The following is a 19,135-nucleotide window of genomic DNA, read 5'->3' on the forward strand; positions in this document are numbered from 1 at the left end:
GTGGATTTTTGTATTTCGGCTTTAAATGAAGCAATTGAAAAATATGGATCACCTGAAATATTTAATACAGACCAAGGCAGTCAGTTCACCAGTGATGCATTTATTGATGTATTGAAATCAAATGGCATTCAAATCAGTATGGATGGTAAAGGTCGATGGATTGATAATGTGATGGTTGAACGATTATGGCGGAGCGTTAAATATGAAGAGGTGTATCTCAAAGCTTATAGCAGTGTCACCGATGCGAAAAAGCAATTGAGTGCATATTTTGAGTTTTATAATTTGAAAAGACCTCATTCGAGTCTGGACAAAATGACTCCAGATGAGTTTTACTATGACCAGCTACCACAACAAAATAAGGTAGCTTAACTAGAGCAGAATATCACTTATAAATAAGCTTTTAGTTGTTCAAACAAGTGGGACCACCTCTAACTTTATAAAAAGTACCGTCGCTTTATGCCGAATTATCACTACACATTTGTAGAATATGCAGGGAGTAATTTAGTACATTGGTGCTTTAGCGACGATTACGCAGATCAATTAGAAGATAAAGGGCTTAGTGCTAAAGCGGTCGCAAGTGAAATGTTGCTAATAGCTGATGGCGATATTCAAGGTAAAGCTGATCGTGTTCAGATTTTAAGAAAAGAGTTAAAGACAGATAATTATCTGATTTTAGAGTGTAAGGAAACAGAAAACACCCTTCCTAAAAATTCTATAGTTAGAGTAGCTATTCAAAGATTTAATCGAATGAAATTTAAAACAAAAGATAGCTATGATATTTCTTTAATTAATAATATTACTGATGAAAATTATTTCGATCATAAGGAAGTTGGTATTGGTAAGCTTTTGGATATTAAATTAAAGAAGCCATCATCTAAAACCAAACAAACTTTATTTGCTGATGGTACAGGTGTAGGTACGATCAAATACAAGTTAGATTTTTGTCGTGAAATCATTAAAGATTTTGATGAAAACCCTGATTGGGAACTTACACCAAAAGCTAAACAATTATGTGAACGTATTTATAAGCACATTGAAAAATGTAATTCTTAAATCTCCCCTAACCCTGAGCTATATATAGCGCAAGAATAAAGAGGGGAAATTCCCTCCTTTGAAAAAGGAGGGTTAGGGAGGATTCTTTAAGCCACTGGCGCCAACGTAAACAACACCTGCCCCGTTTTCACCGTTTGCCCTTTTTCAATAGTAATCGCTTCAACCTTCATACGCTCAGGCGCAACAATCGGAATCTCAATCTTCATTGCTTCAATCACCGCAAGCGTTGCACCTTCTTCCACAATATCACCCGATGCACATTCAATTTTCCAAATTGAACCCGGCATATGCGATTCCACCGCACAACCACCATCTGGAATTTCAACACCCTCACCATTATCCACAGCATCTAGACTTTCAGAGACATATTCTGCAAGTCCTGCTTCATGCCAACGACGGCGTTCAGCATCAAAGTTGGCTTGTTGTACCGCTTTAAAGGCAGAAATAGATTCTTGGTTTTCGGTTAAGAAGTCATTGTATTCTTTGAGGTTGAGTACACCTCCTTCAATACGAAGTTTTAAACGACCTGCTTTAAAGTCCTCACGCATGTGCATCAGTTCAGCTTCAGAGACTTCATAAAACTTAATTTGGTCAAAGAAGCGCAGTAACCACGGCATACCTTGTTCAAAATCAGGGTTTTTACGGTAGCGTGACCACATTTGTGAGGTGCGACCCACAAACTGATAACCACCCGGACCTTCCATGCCGTACACGCACATATACGCACCGCCAATACCCACGGCATTTTCAGGTGTCCATGTCCGTGCAGGGTTATATTTGGTGGTGACTAAACGCTGACGTGGATCAAGTGGCGTTGCCACAGGTGCACCCAAATACACATCGCCCAAGCCCATGACCAGATAACTCGCGTTATACACCACATCTTTCACAGCTTGTTTGTCTTTTAAACCATTAATACGACGGATAAATTCGATATTGTCTGGACACCACGGTGCATCTGGGCGCACGGTTTGCATATAACGTTCTGTTGCGAGTTGGGTTTGTGAATCCTCCCACGCGAGTGGTAAATACACGGTACGAGATGGCACTTGCATTTCAGTCACATCAGGCAATTGTTCTTCTGCGACTTGAAGCTGACGCAATAAATCAATTTGATCGAGCTGGGTCGAATCAAAATGGATTTGTAGCGAACGAATGCCCGGTGTCAGGTCAATAATCCCTTGAATATTTTGATCTTTGACCCATTGCATCAGCGCATGAATACGGAAACGTAGGTTTAAATCTAAAACCAACTCGCCATATTCAACGAGCATATAGTTATTGCCCGCAGGACGATACACCACATCAGGCGTGCCATTTTGACCTTTTAAGGTATCTAAAATGGCAGATTTCAACGTGCTGATTTCAGGATAGAACGACTCATCAAATGCCACATCTTGCGTATCTGTGGCTTCTAATTGCGCATGATATTTTTCATTCAGCAATTTCGCTTGATGATAGCTGACAGGGACAAATTTCACCTTATCACCTGCTTTCAGCTGACCAAGTTTCCATAGTTCAGAATTAATCACTACTGCAGGACATACGAAACCGCCAAGGCTTGGACCATCTGGACCGAGAATAATCGGCATATCACCGGTGAAATCAATCGCACCAATTGCGTATGCATTGTCATGAATATTAGACGGATGTAGACCCGCTTCGCCACCGTCCTGACGTGCCCATTCAGGTTTTGGTCCAATCAAACGAATACCGGTACGGCTTGAGTTAAAGTGAATTTCAAACTCGTTGGCAAAGAAAGTATCAATATCGTTTTTGGTAAAGAAATCTGGCGCACCGTGAGGACCATACATCACCGCAATTTCCCATTCATGGCTGAATGACGGCACTTGTTCAGGCGTAAGTACTTTGACTTCATCGGATGTAAATGCCGTGATTGGAAGCATATCACCAATCAATAAGTTACGCCCTGCATGCCCACCAAACTGACCTAAAGTGAAAGTAGCTTGTGAGCCTAAATATTCAGGCACATTCAGACCGCCTTTAATGCCGATGTAGGTACGGCAACCTGTGGCGATCTTGCCACATTTCAACACCTGACCTTTACGCACATTCACGGTTTGCCACATCGGCACAGCGACACCATCCAAAGTGGATGGCATATCACCACCTGCAAGCACGATTTGGCTATCACAATGGAATTTTAAGCTTGGCCCTTGTAGCGTACATTCAAGTCCTGCGGTATTTGGTGCATTGCCTAAAAGTTGGTTCGCAACATTTAAAGACAGCGGATCAATCGCACCTGATGGCGGAACACCAACATCCCAATAACCCAAACGACCTGTGACATCTTGCACGGCGGTTTGAATGCCCGCTTGTAACACTTCAATTTTTTGGGTTTTCCATTCGAATGTATTCAAGAAACGTGTGGTTTGCGTACCCGCTTTAAACACATCACAGTCGATAATGTTTTGTAAATATTCAAGGTTGGTTTCGATGCCTGCAACTTGGGTTTTAGCCAATGTATCCTTCATGGCTTGAATCGCTGAGTCACGATCATCTGCTGTCACAATGATTTTGGCAATCATCGGGTCATAGAAAGATGATACGTTTGAACCTGTTTCCACCCATGTTTCATTACGCGCATTGGCATCAAACTCAACATGCGTTAAAAGCCCTGCACTTGGTTGGAAGTTTTTAATTGGGTCTTCTGCATAAAGACGGACTTGGATCGAATGACCTTGAGACTCCAAAGTTGATGTAGGTGCAACCCAATCGCCACTACCTAGAGTCACCATCCATTCAACAAGGTCGACACCAAAGACTTGCTCAGTGACACCATGTTCTACTTGTAGACGGGTATTCACTTCCAAGAAATAGAATTCTTGCGTGTCGGTATCCATCACAAATTCAACGGTTCCTGCTGAGCGATAATTAACCGATTGCATCAGTTGAATCGCGACATTTTGAATATAAGCACGTTGTTCATCGTTTAAATGTGGTGCAGGTGTTTCCTCAATCACTTTTTGGTTACGACGTTGCACCGAACAATCACGCTCACCCAAAGCTAAAACTAAACCGTTACCATCACCAAAAATTTGCACTTCGATATGACGGGCATTTTGTACAAATTTCTCGAGATATAAACCTGCATCTTTAAAGTTGGCTTGCGCTAAATACGACACGGTTGCGTAGGCATCTTTCAGCTCTTCAGCATTCCACACCAAACGCATACCAATACCGCCACCACCTGCGGTACTTTTCAGCATCACTGGATAACCAATACGTTCAGCTTCAAGTAGTGCTTCAGCTTCATCAGCGAGTAATTGACTACCCGGAAGTAATGGTACATTGGCTTGAATTGCCAATTCACGTGCAGTGTGTTTTAAACCAAAAGCTTTCATTTGCTCGGCATTTGGTCCTAAGAACACAATGCCTTGCGCTTCACATAGATTACAGAATTCTGCATTTTCAGACAGGAAGCCATAACCCGGATGAATCGCTTGCGCACCGGTTTGTTTTGCGACTTCTAAGATTTTATTGACATTTAAATAGCTTTGGCTTGCCGGTGCATCACCAATCAATACAGCTTCATCCGCTAAAGTCACATGCAATGAATCACGATCTGCTTCTGAATAGACAGCAACCGATTGGATACCAAGTTTTTTCAGGGTACGAATCACACGACAGGCAATTGCACCACGGTTGGCGATGAGTACTTTATTAAACATTTTCTTATACCTCGCCTTCGCGGACAATGAGTTGAATTTTAGTTGGGTTATAGGCATTACATGGGTTATTCAATTGCGGGCAATTTGAGATCAGCACGATCAAATCCATCTCGGCTTTAATTTCCACATATTTCCCCGGTGCAGAAATACCGTCATCAAATTTCAGATGCCCCTCTGAAGTGACAGGTACATTCATAAAGAAGTTAATGTTTGGACCAATGTGGCGTACATTTAAGCCATGCTTTTTCGCAATCGGATGTTGCGACAGCGCAATCATGAAATTGTTACGGCAACTGTGCATTGGGTATTTGTCATGGGCATAACGAACAGTATTACTTTCGCAAGAACATGCACCGCCTAAAGTGTCGTGGCGACCGCAGTTGTCATCATTGATAGTGGCAATTTTATTGCCAAAGTTGGTGTATAGAGTTGTGCCTTTTTCGAGATAAATTTGACGGTTCATCGCCAAAGTATCGGTTGCGCTATAACGCTCTTCAGGGTTATGTGCAGAAATAAATAAAGTATCCACCGCTTGGTTGCCTTCAAGGTCCACAATACGGAAATACTGACCTTTTTTGACTTCACACATCCACGCTTCCCCGGCAGGACATACTTCACTTAACACAGATTTTTCCTGATTTTGTGTTGGGTTTACTAATGCAGTCATGATTATTCCCCTTAAGCAGTTAAAGCGTAGTAGCGGTTATTATTTTGGAACGCACGCTGATTTTGCGGGCATGAATCACGGCAGACATCGGTCTCGCCTAAAGGTAAAGCCTGAAATAAAGATAATTGAATATCGGCAGGTGCATATTCGGTAGAATTGTCTAAGGCATGCGGTGCGCTGGATAAAAACACCAAACAATCCATTTCAAATCGAAGTTCAATCACTTGGTCAGTATTGTCAGATACGACATAAGATAAGTTGCCGTTGTCATCCGGTTGCACTTTTGAGAAGAGGTTTAAAGTATTGCTTAAGTCCGTAGCCGATAAACCAAACTTGGTCATCTCTAAAAGTAAACTGTCTTTGCTATTACGGTACATGTCGTTGCGAGCATCCTGGAAGGTCTTCGTGCCAAACTGTGCTTCAATTTGCGGTGCGGTACTTGGTGCACAAAAGGCATCATTCCAACCATGATCATCTTTGACTATTGACACCATCGCACGTCCTAAATCAGACGCTAAAATATTCCCTGTGCTTAAAAATGCAGTGTGTTGACCTTTAAGGCTGTCTGGCATGTTATAGGCTTCAAGCTTGTCTTCGCTATTCACACAAAACAGTGAAACATTGGCATTTGCGCCCAAGGATTTGAGTTGTAAAACTGCGCCACGCTGAATGCGTGCAGACCAGTGATGGCCACCCGGTAAAAGTTCAGTCCACAGTGCGGAATCTTCGTGATAAGTAGTTGTGCTCATAACAGCCTCTGCATCAAACTTGTACGGTTTACCTCCCGGGCTTTTATCCCTCCGTGTAGCTTTGGTTTTAACAAACCTAGCCGTGAACTCTCGGTCGCAGACGCAGTCTTAAAAAAATAACTGCCGGAACCCTAGATCACTTTGTCTATAACAGAGTTAATGCAAAGGCTGTGCCAAATGAGTAATACTATTTTTCCGTTTGGTAATACTTTTTTGAGTTGGAACTGATCAATTCAGGTGCAAGGCTCTGAAAAAGGCATCAAGATGTACCAAAATAAAAAAATCCCGGCTTGAACCGGGAGTTTTAAAATCTAGAGATGAAGACTTCATCAAGCTTTATAAGCTGCACATTTATTTACTTAAAATCTCATGTAGCATATTACGTAGCCATTGATGGCTGGTTTTATGATGACAGGACATATGCCAGTACTGCTTTACAGAATAGGTCGGGAAAGCAATTGGTGCCTCAAAAATCTTGAGATTGCCACGTGATAATAAAACTTCACTCAAATAATAAGGCACGGTCGCAATCGCATCGGTTTCTTGTACCACCAGTCCGACTCCCAGATAACTTGGAAGACGCATGAGAATGTCACGCTTGAGTTCCAGATTCAGCAATTCATTTTCAATATGGTAATGCCCCATCCCGGCATCAATATCAATATGGGTTTCACGTAAATACTCTTCGGTCGTAATGCTGTCACCCGTTAATCGCGGATGGTCTTTCGCCGCGATCACCACATAATATTGCTCAAACAGTTTCTGCTGATAAAAGCCATTCTCCAGATTGGGCAAGAAGCCCAAAGCCAGATCAATCTCACCATTGGCCATCTGATAGCTGGTTTCAGAGGTAATCGGACGCACATTCAGGCGGATATGGGATGCGTGCTGCTTCAGATACTGTGAAATTTTTGGCAATAACACCAGATGCGATACATCGGTCATCGCCAGTGTAAAGCGCTGCTGTGAAGTGACCTGATCAAAATTGATCGTAAAATTATTGATTGCTTCAACTTTGCTCAGTGCTTCGCTGACCAAGGGAAAGAGCTGTTTGGACAGGTCTGTCGGCAGCATTTCATTGCCAATACGTAAAAATAAAGGATCACCATAATGCTGGCGAATTTTATTCAGCAGATTGCTCACCGCTGGCTGGCTCATGTCTAAATGATCGGCTGCCTGAGATACGTTTTTAAATTTATAGACATAATAAAAAATACTGAGCAATTTACAGTCAAGTTCAAACACAGAAATACAGTTCCTTTAACTTTCTCATCATTCGGACAGGCCTTTCATCCGCATAAGTTCATTTAGGGTCAGATTAAAATATAACACTTTGCCACTATTTTCAGGATTAAACTCACTGTAATTTTCCGTAAAAAATACTTTTGCCAGATGAATAAATTCATTAAAAGTACCTCAGCGCAAAATTTCCAGTCCGGTTTGCTCAGGCCAGTTAAACATTTAAATCGTATGCGATATACTCAGCCCCACCGAATAAATGGTAAAAATACAGAGAAATCTTATATGTTTCAGGGAAAAAAGCTGGTCTGTTTTGATCTGGATGGTACGTTGATTGATTCTGTAGGCATCTGGAATCAGGTCGATGCAGCCCTGATTGATGAGCTCTCTAACAGAAAAGTCGATTTATATGAGATTCAGCAACAACGCGATCTTCAACTTACCGCCTTGAGACATAGGCCAGATCCTTATCTGGAATATTGTGGATTTTTAAAAGAACAATACGATTTTGAACCAGTTAAAGAAGAAGTAAAAAATCGTCGTTATACAATTTCCCGACATTTTCTGGATCATATCGTCGAGTTAAAACCTCAGGCAGACCTCCTGATTCAGGCTTTAAAACAGCAACAGATATCTCTGGCTTTGACCACCACCACCAGTTTATTCAATGTACAGCGCTATCAGGATAACAATCGAAATATTAATTCTAAAATCAGCTTTGAGGATGATTTTGCCTTGATTCTCACACGTGAAAATGTCCAGAATATTAAGCCGCATCCCGAAGTTTATCTGAATGTTTTGCAAGCCTTTAACCTTCGACCTGAGGAATGTCTAATTATTGAAGACTCGTTAGTCGGTGTAGAAGCAGCAAATCATGCGGGCATCGAGGTGGTGACAATTTATGATCAGCACTCCGCTCATGAAATAGATTTGATCAAAGCCAAAGCAAATTATTATGTCGAGAATTTTGCTGAATTATTAAGTTTTATTCAGTAAAAACACCCACTAAAAAAGATGCCATGAAGCATCCTTGTTCATGACATCTTGAATACTATTTGTGGCTTAAAAATCTTGCTGACTATTTGGCTTTTTTATAGATTGAGCCTGAACCAACCAGATTTCCGGTTTTCTCATCGATTGCAAAATCGACCATACCTGCACCTGCGTTCAACTGAAGCATGCCATTTTCGTTCACTGCAGCGGGCATTGGATTCTTTTTCTCGGTTTTACCGGTTTCCTTATCTTTGATCGTATTGGTAATCAGATAATTTTCACCATTTTTTGAAATAACCAGAATATTTTCAAGTTTTGGATTTTCCACGGTGTTTTTCCAGTTGCCCTGATAATCTGGTGCGGGTGCTTCAGTGGTGTTACAAGCAGTTAAAAGTACTAATAATGGAATTGCTGAAAAATATTTAAGATGTTTCAAAACTGAGACCTTAAGTGTAACGACGCGGCAATTATAGAGAGAAGCCCTTAGGGCTGAAGCAGGTTGTTGTAGGCAAAGCGTTTCAGCAGTACTGGATCTGTTTTGCTTTCGTCATTTTTTGAAATCTGTATCCATATTTTATTCATAAACAGGAGGATTTTAATGATATTGAATCTGATAAAGGTCAAAAAAAAATTCCTCAATAGACCATCCAAATCTATTGAGGAGTACCAAAATGGTGAATAAGTAAAGCTTAAAAATTATGACAATAGTTTCGCTTTAAAGTAGTTGAATACAGATTTGGCAGCATGGGTTTTTTCAACCACCTGCTCAGTCCAGTGATTCGGTAGAGAACATTTAGCCAGACCTACCCACACTGTAGAAAACTGTTTCATGAAGCTGGCTTCGTTATAGTGAATACCATATTCTGCACAGAGCGCTTTGATTTTTGGCGCAACCTGCGCATAGCGATTGGCGGGCATGTCCGGGAATAGATGATGCTCAATCTGATGACTCAAATTACCACTCAAGATATGTAGCCAAGTTGTTCCACTAAAATTGCTCGAACCACGAATCTGGCGTAAATACCACTCGGCACGGGTTTCATTGTCGGTATTGTCCATCTCAAAGGTTTCAGCATCTTCAGTGAAATGACCGTTAAAAATGACGGCAGAAGCCCATAGACTGCGAATCACATTAGCCACCGCATTTCCGGTAAATACCGGAATGGCATTTTGCCCTGCAATAATCGGGAAAAACACATAATCTTTTAACACCTGACGACGCATCTTCTGGCGCAAAGGTGCTGCTTCTTCCCAGACTTCTTTCCAGGTTTTGGTTTTATAGGCAATCACATCTTCCAGATGCAAACGTTGCAGGCCAACATACCATTCGAAAAACACCATTAACTGAATGCCCAATGGAATATTGAACAGAAAACGTGGTTCCCATTTTTGTGATTCACTAACTCGAATCAGCCCATAACCGACATCATGATCCATTCCGACAATATTGGTATAAGTATGGTGAATATAGTTGTGCGTGTATTTCCAGTCATCGCCGGTTGAAATCGTATCCCAGTCATAGGTCGCACCGTTCAGACTCGGATCATTCATCCAGTCGAACTGGCCATGCATGACATTGTGGCCGAGTTCCATATTTTCCACGATTTTGGAAAGACCGAGCAGACCTGTCCCTGCCAGCCATACCGGTGGCAACCAGCCGGCAAACATCAGCATGCCACGTGAGGCAATTTCGCTATAGCGGACAAAGTTTCGAATTTTATAAATATATTCGGCGTCTTTTTCCCCCAGATCATCCATGACCTCGCGGCGGATTGCATCGACCTTGGCACCGAATTCCTCAATCTGTTCAGGGCTAAGAAATTGGCTTTTGCTATGTCGTTTAAAATCAATTTGCATATTCATGGGAGCACCTTCTTATAGTTTAATTAATGGCTTATCAATGGTTTATAAATTAATCACCACAGGACTCACTGCCTGAGAAATGCACAGTTTGATCTGGGTATTATTGCCATGATCAATTTCACCGGTCAGGACATTCCGTACCGAACCACTGACCTTGGTACAGGAACAGGTGTTGCAGATGCCCATCCGGCAGCCATGCGCTGGTCGCAAACCAGATTTTTCAGCACTTTCCAGTAAATTGGACTGCGCTTGAAACTCTCGCTGCGATCTTAAAAACTGTACCGGCTGTGCTTTAATTTTTTCATCGACCACAATCTGGAAATATTCCGAATGAAAATTGGATTTCAATTCCAGTTTATCAACGATTTTCAGTGCAGCTTTCATCATCCCGGCGGAGCCACAAGCATAAATTTTTCGTTCTGCAAAGTCTGGCACCAGCTTTTGCAATAAGCTCTGCGTCAGATGCTGCTGGTGTTCCACAGTATTGAAATGGTGATATTTCAAGTTTGGATGCATGAGAGCCAAGGTTTTCAGTTCAGCATGAAAGGCATCATCTCGAGTGAAATAGATCAGGTCGATCTGTTCCAGAGACTGGATCACTGCTTTTTGCAGCAAGGAATAAATGGCCGTAATCCCACTGCCTGAAGCCAGGAATAAAATCGGCTGCGTGGATTTTTGCAATGTGAACTCGCCTTGCGGCTGTGATATTTCGATCACGGCACCAATTTGCATCAGGCTTAAGGCACGTGACACTTTGCCCTGCTGTTTAACCGCAATGATCAGATCACCATTTTTCAATACCGTCACCACAGAATAATGTCGCTGATGACGTACGCCATCCAGTCCGACAGTCACTGCAATATTCTGGCCGGCCTGAAATGACTTGGCTTTAAAATTATGATTTGGACGTAAGTGAATCTTGAAAAAGTCAGGGCTGATGGCTTGAATGCCCATAACGGCAGCCTTAACTTTTTTGATTGCCCAAGTTGGATGGATTTTTTCACCAATAAAATCAATGAAATCTTCCCGGATCCAATGCGGCTGATAGGTTGGCATGCTTGTCATTTTTATCCCCTTATCCGCAGACAGTTTCATTAATGTACAACTGTCTAATTATTATATTGCTCAGGATAAAGAATTCTCACATTCAGACCATGTCAATACAGGTCAAATTATGTGCCTAAGCCATATAATATGACTTTTTGTCGGACAATATCGTCTAAAAGTAGCAATCAAGGCGATATGGATTGAGAAAAAGCATTTTTAAACTGATAACACTGCTTAGCCTGTACATAAAAAAACTGACCTCTATTCGAGATCAGTTTTTTAACTTCATGTTGGGATTTTCAGATTAAATGACGCGTTAACCTGCTGCCTGCTCCAAAAGAATAGTCCCATATAATTCACGTAGATCCTTTTTCAGCATTTTACCAGTACCACTCAGTGGGATTGCCTCAACAAATACGACTCGGTCTGGAATCTGCCATTTGGCTACCTTGTCCGCATAATAATCCAGCAAATCAGTTTCACTTAGCTGGCTGTCCGGTTTTTTAATGGCAATCAATACCGGGCGCTCATCCCATTTAGGATGCTGGGCGGCAATTACTGCAGCCATCGCAATTTCCGGATGTCCCATGGCAATATTTTCCAGCTCCACCGATGAAATCCATTCTCCGCCAGACTTGATTAGATCTTTAGAACGGTCACTGAGTTTCATAAAGCCATCCTGATCCAGCGTAGCAATATCGCCGGTATCAAACCAGCCATCTGCAGTCAAAGCTGATTCTTCCTTGCCAAAATAATGGCTGATGACCCAATGCCCTTTGACCTGTAAATTTCCTGTGGTCTGTCCATCACGTTCAATTTCATGCGTCCCTTTTTCTGCATCAGTCAAACGTAGGTTAACCCCGAATGGCGGACGGCCTTGGGACAGGCGAATCTGTAATTTTTCTTCATCAGACAGATGCAAATGTTTGGTCTTGAGCTGATTCGCTGTACCCAGTGGACTGATTTCCGTCATGCCCCAGGCATGGATCGTTTCACAATTAAACTGTTCTTTGAAAGCTCTTAGCATGGCCGGTGGGCATGCCGATCCGCCCACTACATTCCGTTTTAGGCTTTCCAGTTTGGAACCTGACTGGTTTGCGGCTGCAATCAACCCCTGCCAGATGGTCGGTACGCCAAGTGCTACAGAAACCTGATAAGTATCAATCAGGTTGACCAGACTGGAGCCATCCAGACCCGGTCCAGGAAGAACCAGAGTGCATCCCACCATTGCAGCGGCATACGGTGTGCCCCACGCATTTACATGGAACATTGGCACCACAGGCAACATAATATCGGCAGCTGAGACATTTAAGGAGTCAGGTAAAATGATGGCATAGCTATGTAATACTGTAGAGCGATGGCTAAACAGCACACCTTTGGGATTGCCCGTAGTTCCTGAGGTATAACACAGAGAGCTTGCCGAGTTTTCATCAAGTGTTGGCCACTCAAATTCTGCATTTTGGCCGGCAAGCAGATCATCATAAAATTGTACTTCTGGAATCGCTTCTCTGACTGCCGGATCAGCCGCATCCAGACAGATAAAATGCTCAACCGAGGTCAACAGCGCTTTCACGGCTTTAATTAAAGGGACAAATGTTTTATCAAACAGCACCACGCGATCCGCAGCATCATTAATAATAAAAATCAGCTGTTCTGGAAATAATCGCGGATTAATGGTATGACAGACCAGGCCGCTGCCAGAAATGGCATACCAAGACTCTAAATGGCGATGATTATTCCAGGCAATAGTCGCGACCCGATCTCCTTGCACCAAGCCGAGTTGTTGTAATGCATTGGCAAAACGTTTCGAGTTTTGATGAATTTCTCCCCAATTGGTCACTGTAATACTGGTATCGGTATTTTTGGAAATTACCTCGGTATCGGCATGATAGCGTCCTGCATGTTCAATCATGCTGCTGATCAGTAAAGGCTGAAACATCATATTTCCGAGCATTCTCCACTCCTTTGTGCTTGTTATTGGTCCGTATTTTCATATCATTGTTATAGTTGCATGATAGCTCGGTCTTAGACCGCAACTTACTTTTTATCATCATGTGGATCGAATTTAGCAAGGAAATCTAACTTTGTAAGTATCGAATTGTGACAAATTAAGCCAAGTGACTGAGGCGTATAAAAATAGGAATACAATTTATGTAGAGATAAAATTTCCACAGAAAATATGAGACCTGATTTGCACTTTAATTGTCGTGCATCAAGACCCAAGCTTAAAAAATAGAATGACAACAATCCTATTCCTCCCTTTTGTTATATTGAGTATCTTAAAATATGCTATAAATCAAAATAATTAGAACAGTTTTAGTTCAAGTAAGTGTATGTATAAGTCTGAAAAACTGGCACAGAATATTCGTCAGATGATTGAAAACGGCATATGGAAGGCACATGAAAAATTGCCTTCACTTCGCGAACAGACCCAATTATCTGGTTATAGCCTGATGACGGTACTCAATGCTTATCAGGAACTTGAAGCGCAAGGGCTGGTTTATGCCAAAGACAAATCAGGCTATTACGTTGCAGAACACACTCAAGCGCTGCTCAATAGCAAACAGTTCGTACAGATTGGTTTAAATCCTAAAATTCAAATCAATTCGGTGGTATTTAATTATTTAAAATCGACTCAGTCAGCCGAAATTGTGCCTTTTGGTTCTGCCTTTCCCAATGCAGAGCTGTTATATAACGCCAAATTTATGCAGATTCTGGCGCAGCAGGCCAAAAGAAAAAGCAGTTATAACAATCAGAACCATATGCCGCCTGGTAATCAGGACTTGCGGCAACTGATTGCCAACCGTTATCAATTGCAAGGGATTACCTGCAATCCGGATGACATTGTCATTACATCTGGTGCACTAGAAGCACTGAATCTGTCCTTACAGGCCTTAACCCAACCCGGTGATTTTATCCTGCTACAGCAAACCATATTTTATGGTGCCTGGCAGGCAGCCGAGCGTCTGGGGTTGCAGGTCATTACCATCCCGGAATATCCACAGTTTGGCTTTGATCTGGAATCATTTGAACAGGCTTTAAAACAGTATCCGATCAAGGTGTGCTGGCTGATGCTGAATGCTCATAATCCGATTGGTTTTACCGTCAGTTCTGAAATCAAACGGAGAATTGCGGAACTCTTGTATGAATATCAGGTGTATTTAATCGAAGATGATGTTTATCAGGAATTAAATTATGGCTCATCCAAACCGCTACCGGTTAAATATTTTGATCGGCATCAAATGGTGCTGCACTGTGCCTCATTTTCGAAAACGCTGGGGATGGGCGCCCGCGTCGGCTGGGTGTATGCTGGTCCATTTTCCGATGCCATTCAGCACTTACAGCTCATGAGCACTTTAACGGTCAGTCCCTTACTTCAAAATGCGCTGGTCGAGTTTATTTCACATCATCAATATGAAAAACATTTGCGGCATTTAAGGCAGCATCTGGAAAAATATAAAAAGAAATTTTATCAGGAGCTTAAAGCACGTTTGGGAAGCATCTGTGAAATTTACTATTATTCCAGTGGTTATTTTCTCTGGATTGAATTGCCTAAAGAAGTCGATGCCCAGCAGCTCTATGAACAATTGCTTCAGCATCATATTTCAATTGCCCCTGCACTGCTGTTTAAGCCGGAACCTACCAGCCAGCATTATATTCGCCTGAATTGTTCGTTTGAATGGACAGCCAAGATCGAAAATGCAGTCAATCTGCTGGCAGAAACCATTCTTCAAAAGAGCAAAAGCGCGGATTAATTCATCCACGCTTCTGTTACAGATCAGACTCTCTCATTGAAAGAAGTCTTAGAAGTTGTAAATAGCAACCGCATTAATACGATTGTCTTCACCTTTAGTGCTGCCATTTGGCGCTGCAACTACTGCCTCACGTTCACCATAGACATATTCCAGACCAAAACTTAAAGGCTTGGTTGGGCTATAGAACACGTTAGCCCAGGTTTGCCATAGGTCTTTATTAATTGTAGTTGGATTCACAGCAGCGAGATATTCATTATCTTGATCAAAATTCATATAGCCATAACCTAATGTACCGCGCAATTTATCATTAAACTGCTGGGTTACACCCACGATAATGGAATCAAATTCACTTTGTCCCGCGATTTGGCTATCTGTAGTAATCGCTTTATCTTTAAGGGCTGTTACTGCTACACCGGTATTTGCAAATGTTACAAAACTACTATCGCCCTTCACATGATAGTAATCAGCTTTGAGCGTTGTACCAGGTACAACATCATATTTGACCCCTAAACCTGTACCCCATGCCATTTTTTCATCTTCATTGATACGCTTTTCATGGCCCATGGCACGTGCACTAACTGTAATATTATCAGCTAACTTATGATTTAAACGTGCCGTTAAAGCAGGTAAACGTTGAGTAACTGTTTTGTCTTTTGGATCTTCTACCGCAAATACCAGATTGGTTTCAGGACTGATTGTGCTGGTATAACGAACCTGTGGCGTTCGTTTAATTGAACCACCGGTATAAACCAAAGCATCTACAGTTTCCGGGATATAATCTGGCACCGCAAAGTTTGACCAGGTTTGACCGATCAGCCAGTTGGCATAGCTGATATAAGCATGACGGATACGCAAGTTATCAAAGCTTGCGCCGCCCAGAAAATCTACTTCAAGTTTACCGCTTAAAGCTTTATCCCCAGCAGCAACAGGTGCTTTAAAATCCATCCCTAAACGTGTTGCTGATAAAGTCGATCTAAAACGATCACTATTTTCATTATTACCCTCAAGAGCCACGCTATTGATCTGATTGAATGGCCAATCGGTAGCACCGCCTTCTACTTGATAAGAGGCATCGGCACGAATATTCCCATAAAGATTAAATTCAGCACCACTGGCAATTTTCATGACAGGTTTGCTTGCTGGAGCGGGTGTCGCTGCAACATGTGCAGTGACCACAGCCGTCTGTCTTTGCTGTTGCTCAACCAGTGCGCGTAAGGCCTGAACTTCTTGGCGCAATTGTTCAATTTCCTGCTGATTCGACTGAGCTGAGGTTTGTGCTTGAGTCGACAAGCTGATGCCCCCTAAACTCATTGCCATCATGCTCATCAGAACTGTGCGCTTGAATGTGATTGTTGGTTGATTAAATAATTGTGTCGTGTTCATCCTAAACTCGCTTTTTATTATGCGTTTCGATTCTAGCAACAGATCACCACCCGTTACGATGGCGATCTATATCATTGGGAATATTATCTTTATTGATTGAAATCTAACTTAATGTGTCGCTTCTTTTGCCAATGGATTCGGCTTCACATCAGGTGTTGCAAGGGCTTGGCCATCTACGGAAGTTTTTAAGTTCACTAGGAAAATTGCCAGCGCAGCGATTACGCCAGGAATCGCAATTGCAAAGAAGTTCATTTGATGCGGTAAATTCATGGTTAATAAAGCACCAGTGAGTACCGGTCCAACAATCGCACCAATACGTCCAATACCTGATGCCCAGCCCATACCGGTAGAACGTACCGTCGATGGATAATATTGCGCCACAAAGGTATAGAGCAGAATTTGTGAGCCAATCGTTGCAGCACCTGCCACAGCAATCAAGGTATACAGCACGAATTGCGGACTGTTAAAGCCAAGCAGAATCAATGCAATGGCACCACATAAGAACATGATGGTCAGCACTTTTTTGATATGGAATTTATCTGCAAGATATCCACCACCAATGGCACCTACCATTCCGCCAATATTCAGGGCGAACAGGAAAATCATACTTGCACCCAGCGAGTAACCTGCCTGAATCATCAGTTTTGGCAACCAGCTACCCAAGGCGTAGACCATCAACAGGCACATAAAGAATGCCAGCCAGAACATAAAGGTACTGAAGCTACGGCCTTGTTGAAAGAGTGCTTTTAATGGTGCCTCATCCCCTTTTTGCACTTCATTCAGTACAAATTGGGTGTCACTGGTGATGACCTGTGTCGGAGAGATCTTTTGAATAATAGTGTGTGCTTGAGCCGTCTGTTGCTTGTTGGTCAGGTACATCAGGGATTCTGGCAGATATTTCCAGAGAATCGGCAAGATGAGCAATGGAACGCCGGCAAGCAGGAACATGATTTTCCAACCAAATTGTGGCACCAACCATGCACCGAGTAGCGCAGAAGTCATCCCGCCAATGGCATAACCACTAAACATCAGGGCAACCAGCGTACTGCGGATACGTTTAGGCGCATATTCGGTCATCAATGCCACGACGTTAGGCATGACACCGCCAATTCCAAGGCCAGCCAGGAAACGTAAAATTCCGAATTCAACTGGTGATGTGGCAAAGGCACCGATAAAGGTAAATCCACTAAAAATAGCCACACAGATCATGATGGTTTTTTTACGGCCTAACTTGTCGGATAGAGTTCCGAAGGTCATGGCACCAAACATCATCCCGAATAAGGCAGTACTGGCCAGCATTCCCGCTTGCACTGCACTTAACGACCATTCTTGCATCAGCAGCGGCAACGCCACCCCATAGATGACCAGGTCATAACCGTCAAAAATAATGATCAGCAAACACCAGATCAATACTCCCCAATGAAAGGGTGTGAATTTCGCTTCATCAATCAGCGTATTTATATTCACTTTATTTGTAGACATCTCCACCTCCTAATTGTGAAGTTCAACTTATGCTGCTCACAATGCAGAAAATAGGAAAAAATGTCTAAAACTGAATAGGCATGGCTTTATACCTATAAGGTCTGGGTAAAATTAAACTATTCAATTAATTAATAAATATATTATTCAATCATGGAGTTTTCTAAAACAGGTTGTTTTTATCACGTCCTCATAGGTTTTGGTGCTATATCATTCACACAATTTTTAGCGATTAAAATACCGATCGGTCGTATTTTAGTGCTTCAAGATCATAGACTTGATATACCGCATCAAACAGGTAACGGATGTATTCGCTTTCATCCATATTGCGCATGGCCATAAAGACAGGACTCACTGCAAAAGCATCTGCTAGAGGTACAAAGTTGAGATGGGCTAATTTAATGTTTTGCGCACTTTCTGGTACGATGCAGACGCCTTCTCCGGCAGCGACAAAGCCCAGTGCCAGCTGTAACTCACGGACAATCCGGATATTTTTCGGTTCCAGACCATACTCGGAAAATATGCCACGAACCTGGGTCGAAAAATTTGCCTTTCCAGTATTCGGATATAAAAACAGATGCTGATCGACCAGTTCAGATAAATGTATATTTTCACGATGAGCCAGTACATGACTTGAATGAGCCGCCACTACTAGGCGTTCTTCACGCAATAACACACGTTTTATCGCAGGATCCGAGATTCTTAAACGGCCAAAACCGACATCAATTCTTCCTTCTTTCAGCGCCTGAATCTGTTCATAAGTATTCATTTCCATCATCTCGATTTTGAGATAAGGATGCTGCTGCTTAAATAAAAATAAAATCCGTGACAGCAAACCAAACAATAAAGAGCCAACAAAACCGATGGTTATGGTGCGATCAGCAATGCCAATCCGTTTGGTCATCGATTTTATTTCTTCAGCATTAGACAAAAGTTTAACAGCGTGCTGATAGAAAAATTGACCGGCTTCGGTGGTTTTTAGCGGGCGGCTACCACGCTCAAATAGCTGAATATCGAGCTCTTGCTCTAGATTTTGGATCTGTCGGCTCAAAGGTGGTTGAGCAATAAACAGTTTTTCTGCCGCTTTGGTAAAACTTTGTTCTTCGACGACGGCAACGAAGTAACGCAAATGTCTGAGTTCCATGGCTTTGAATACCTTTAAAGTATAAAAAAATGCTAAATCGATCTTAGACCAATCAACATTATTCTTTTAAG

General features: G+C 42.2%; 14 protein-coding genes, 1 pseudogene and 1 riboswitch. Of the genes and pseudogenes, 4 read left to right on the top strand and 11 right to left on the bottom strand.

Annotation, left to right across the window (positions count from 1 at the left end; all coding sequences use genetic code 11):
• The coding region (locus ACIG3F_RS13280) for a transposase (protein ID WP_396470269.1) at positions 1-369 on the top strand (369 nt) is incomplete at its 5' end.
• Positions 370-435: 66 nt separating this feature from the next.
• Positions 436-1,053 (top strand): annotated as a pseudogene (locus tag ACIG3F_RS13285) (ATP-binding protein); the annotation flags it as partial.
• Between the two features lie 86 nt (positions 1,054-1,139).
• On the opposite strand, the gene uca reads toward ACIG3F_RS13285, so the two are convergent.
• From uca to ACIG3F_RS13305, 4 genes are all read right to left on the bottom strand, one after another.
• Positions 1,140-4,745, bottom strand: a complete 3,606-nt coding sequence (uca, locus tag ACIG3F_RS13290; protein ID WP_396470270.1) for an urea carboxylase — start codon at positions 4,743-4,745, stop codon at positions 1,140-1,142.
• A gap of 4 nt (positions 4,746-4,749) precedes the next feature.
• Positions 4,750-5,412 carry an urea amidolyase associated protein UAAP2 gene (locus tag ACIG3F_RS13295; protein WP_396470271.1) on the bottom strand — a complete coding sequence of 221 codons (663 nt, stop codon included), beginning with the start codon at positions 5,410-5,412 and terminating at the stop codon, positions 4,750-4,752.
• A gap of 11 nt (positions 5,413-5,423) precedes the next feature.
• A complete protein-coding gene (locus ACIG3F_RS13300; protein ID WP_396470273.1) occupies positions 5,424-6,161 on the bottom strand; it encodes an urea amidolyase associated protein UAAP1 in 738 nt (245 codons plus the stop codon).
• Between the two features lie 30 nt (positions 6,162-6,191).
• A riboswitch (guanidine-I (ykkC/yxkD leader) is annotated at positions 6,192-6,307 on the bottom strand.
• A 205-nt stretch (positions 6,308-6,512) separates the two neighbouring features.
• Positions 6,513-7,406 (bottom strand): LysR family transcriptional regulator, encoded by an 894-nt coding sequence (locus tag ACIG3F_RS13305; protein WP_004647024.1) that lies wholly within the window; start codon positions 7,404-7,406, stop codon positions 6,513-6,515.
• A gap of 279 nt (positions 7,407-7,685) precedes the next feature.
• Here ACIG3F_RS13305 and ACIG3F_RS13310 point away from each other — a divergent pair, with 279 nt between their 5' ends.
• Complete coding sequence (locus ACIG3F_RS13310; RefSeq protein ID WP_396470275.1) at positions 7,686-8,396, top strand: HAD family hydrolase; 711 nt, start codon at positions 7,686-7,688, stop codon at positions 8,394-8,396.
• Positions 8,397-8,478: 82 nt separating this feature from the next.
• Here the strand turns inward: ACIG3F_RS13310 and ACIG3F_RS13315 are convergent, their stop codons facing one another.
• From ACIG3F_RS13315 to ACIG3F_RS13330, 4 genes are all read right to left on the bottom strand, one after another.
• Positions 8,479-8,829, bottom strand: coding sequence for a hypothetical protein (locus tag ACIG3F_RS13315; RefSeq protein WP_004280391.1), 351 nt, complete (start codon positions 8,827-8,829; stop codon positions 8,479-8,481).
• Between the two features lie 260 nt (positions 8,830-9,089).
• Positions 9,090-10,256, bottom strand: a complete 1,167-nt coding sequence (locus ACIG3F_RS13320) for a fatty acid desaturase family protein (RefSeq protein WP_396470276.1) — start codon at positions 10,254-10,256, stop codon at positions 9,090-9,092.
• A 42-nt stretch (positions 10,257-10,298) separates the two neighbouring features.
• On the bottom strand, positions 10,299-11,321 hold the full coding sequence (locus tag ACIG3F_RS13325; protein ID WP_396470277.1) for a flavin reductase family protein: 1,023 nt from the start codon (positions 11,319-11,321) through the stop codon (positions 10,299-10,301).
• A 298-nt stretch (positions 11,322-11,619) separates the two neighbouring features.
• Positions 11,620-13,257, bottom strand: coding sequence for a long-chain-fatty-acid--CoA ligase (locus tag ACIG3F_RS13330; RefSeq protein WP_396470278.1), 1,638 nt, complete (start codon positions 13,255-13,257; stop codon positions 11,620-11,622).
• A 379-nt stretch (positions 13,258-13,636) separates the two neighbouring features.
• Between ACIG3F_RS13330 and ACIG3F_RS13335 the strand changes: the two genes are divergently transcribed.
• The gene (locus ACIG3F_RS13335) at positions 13,637-15,058 is read left to right on the top strand and encodes a PLP-dependent aminotransferase family protein (protein WP_396470279.1); all 1,422 of its coding nucleotides are present in this window, start codon (positions 13,637-13,639) and stop codon (positions 15,056-15,058) included.
• Between the two features lie 48 nt (positions 15,059-15,106).
• On the opposite strand, the gene ACIG3F_RS13340 is transcribed toward ACIG3F_RS13335, so the two are convergent.
• From ACIG3F_RS13340 to ACIG3F_RS13350, 3 genes are all read right to left on the bottom strand, one after another.
• Positions 15,107-16,441, bottom strand: coding sequence for a DcaP family trimeric outer membrane transporter (locus tag ACIG3F_RS13340; protein ID WP_396470280.1), 1,335 nt, complete (start codon positions 16,439-16,441; stop codon positions 15,107-15,109).
• A gap of 108 nt (positions 16,442-16,549) precedes the next feature.
• Positions 16,550-17,923, bottom strand: a complete 1,374-nt coding sequence (locus ACIG3F_RS13345) for an MFS transporter (RefSeq protein ID WP_396470281.1) — start codon at positions 17,921-17,923, stop codon at positions 16,550-16,552.
• A gap of 229 nt (positions 17,924-18,152) precedes the next feature.
• Positions 18,153-19,064, bottom strand: a complete 912-nt coding sequence (locus ACIG3F_RS13350) for a LysR family transcriptional regulator (protein WP_219309342.1) — start codon at positions 19,062-19,064, stop codon at positions 18,153-18,155.
• Positions 19,065-19,135 lie beyond the last annotated feature (71 nt).

Origin of the sequence: Acinetobacter sp. NPDC052428, from assembly GCF_044547685.1 — a bacterium.
Lineage (GTDB): Bacteria > Pseudomonadota > Gammaproteobacteria > Pseudomonadales > Moraxellaceae > Acinetobacter > Acinetobacter lwoffii_G.

Excerpts from the sequence above, each read along its gene's own strand:
- ACIG3F_RS13295 (WP_396470271.1), bottom strand. The coding sequence starts at position 5,412 with ATGACTGCATTAGTAAACCCAACACAAAATCAGGAAAAATCTGTGTTA.
- ACIG3F_RS13310 (WP_396470275.1), top strand. The coding sequence starts at position 7,686 with ATGTTTCAGGGAAAAAAGCTGGTCTGTTTTGATCTGGATGGTACGTTG.
- ACIG3F_RS13340 (WP_396470280.1), bottom strand. The coding sequence starts at position 16,441 with ATGAACACGACACAATTATTTAATCAACCAACAATCACATTCAAGCGC.
- ACIG3F_RS13330 (WP_396470278.1), bottom strand. The coding sequence starts at position 13,257 with ATGCTCGGAAATATGATGTTTCAGCCTTTACTGATCAGCAGCATGATT.
- ACIG3F_RS13335 (WP_396470279.1), top strand. The coding sequence starts at position 13,637 with ATGTATAAGTCTGAAAAACTGGCACAGAATATTCGTCAGATGATTGAA.
- ACIG3F_RS13325 (WP_396470277.1), bottom strand. The coding sequence starts at position 11,321 with ATGACAAGCATGCCAACCTATCAGCCGCATTGGATCCGGGAAGATTTC.
- ACIG3F_RS13350 (WP_219309342.1), bottom strand. The coding sequence starts at position 19,064 with ATGGAACTCAGACATTTGCGTTACTTCGTTGCCGTCGTCGAAGAACAA.
- uca (WP_396470270.1), bottom strand. The coding sequence starts at position 4,745 with ATGTTTAATAAAGTACTCATCGCCAACCGTGGTGCAATTGCCTGTCGT.
- ACIG3F_RS13300 (WP_396470273.1), bottom strand. The coding sequence starts at position 6,161 with ATGAGCACAACTACTTATCACGAAGATTCCGCACTGTGGACTGAACTT.
- ACIG3F_RS13345 (WP_396470281.1), bottom strand. The coding sequence starts at position 17,923 with ATGTCTACAAATAAAGTGAATATAAATACGCTGATTGATGAAGCGAAA.
- ACIG3F_RS13320 (WP_396470276.1), bottom strand. The coding sequence starts at position 10,256 with ATGAATATGCAAATTGATTTTAAACGACATAGCAAAAGCCAATTTCTT.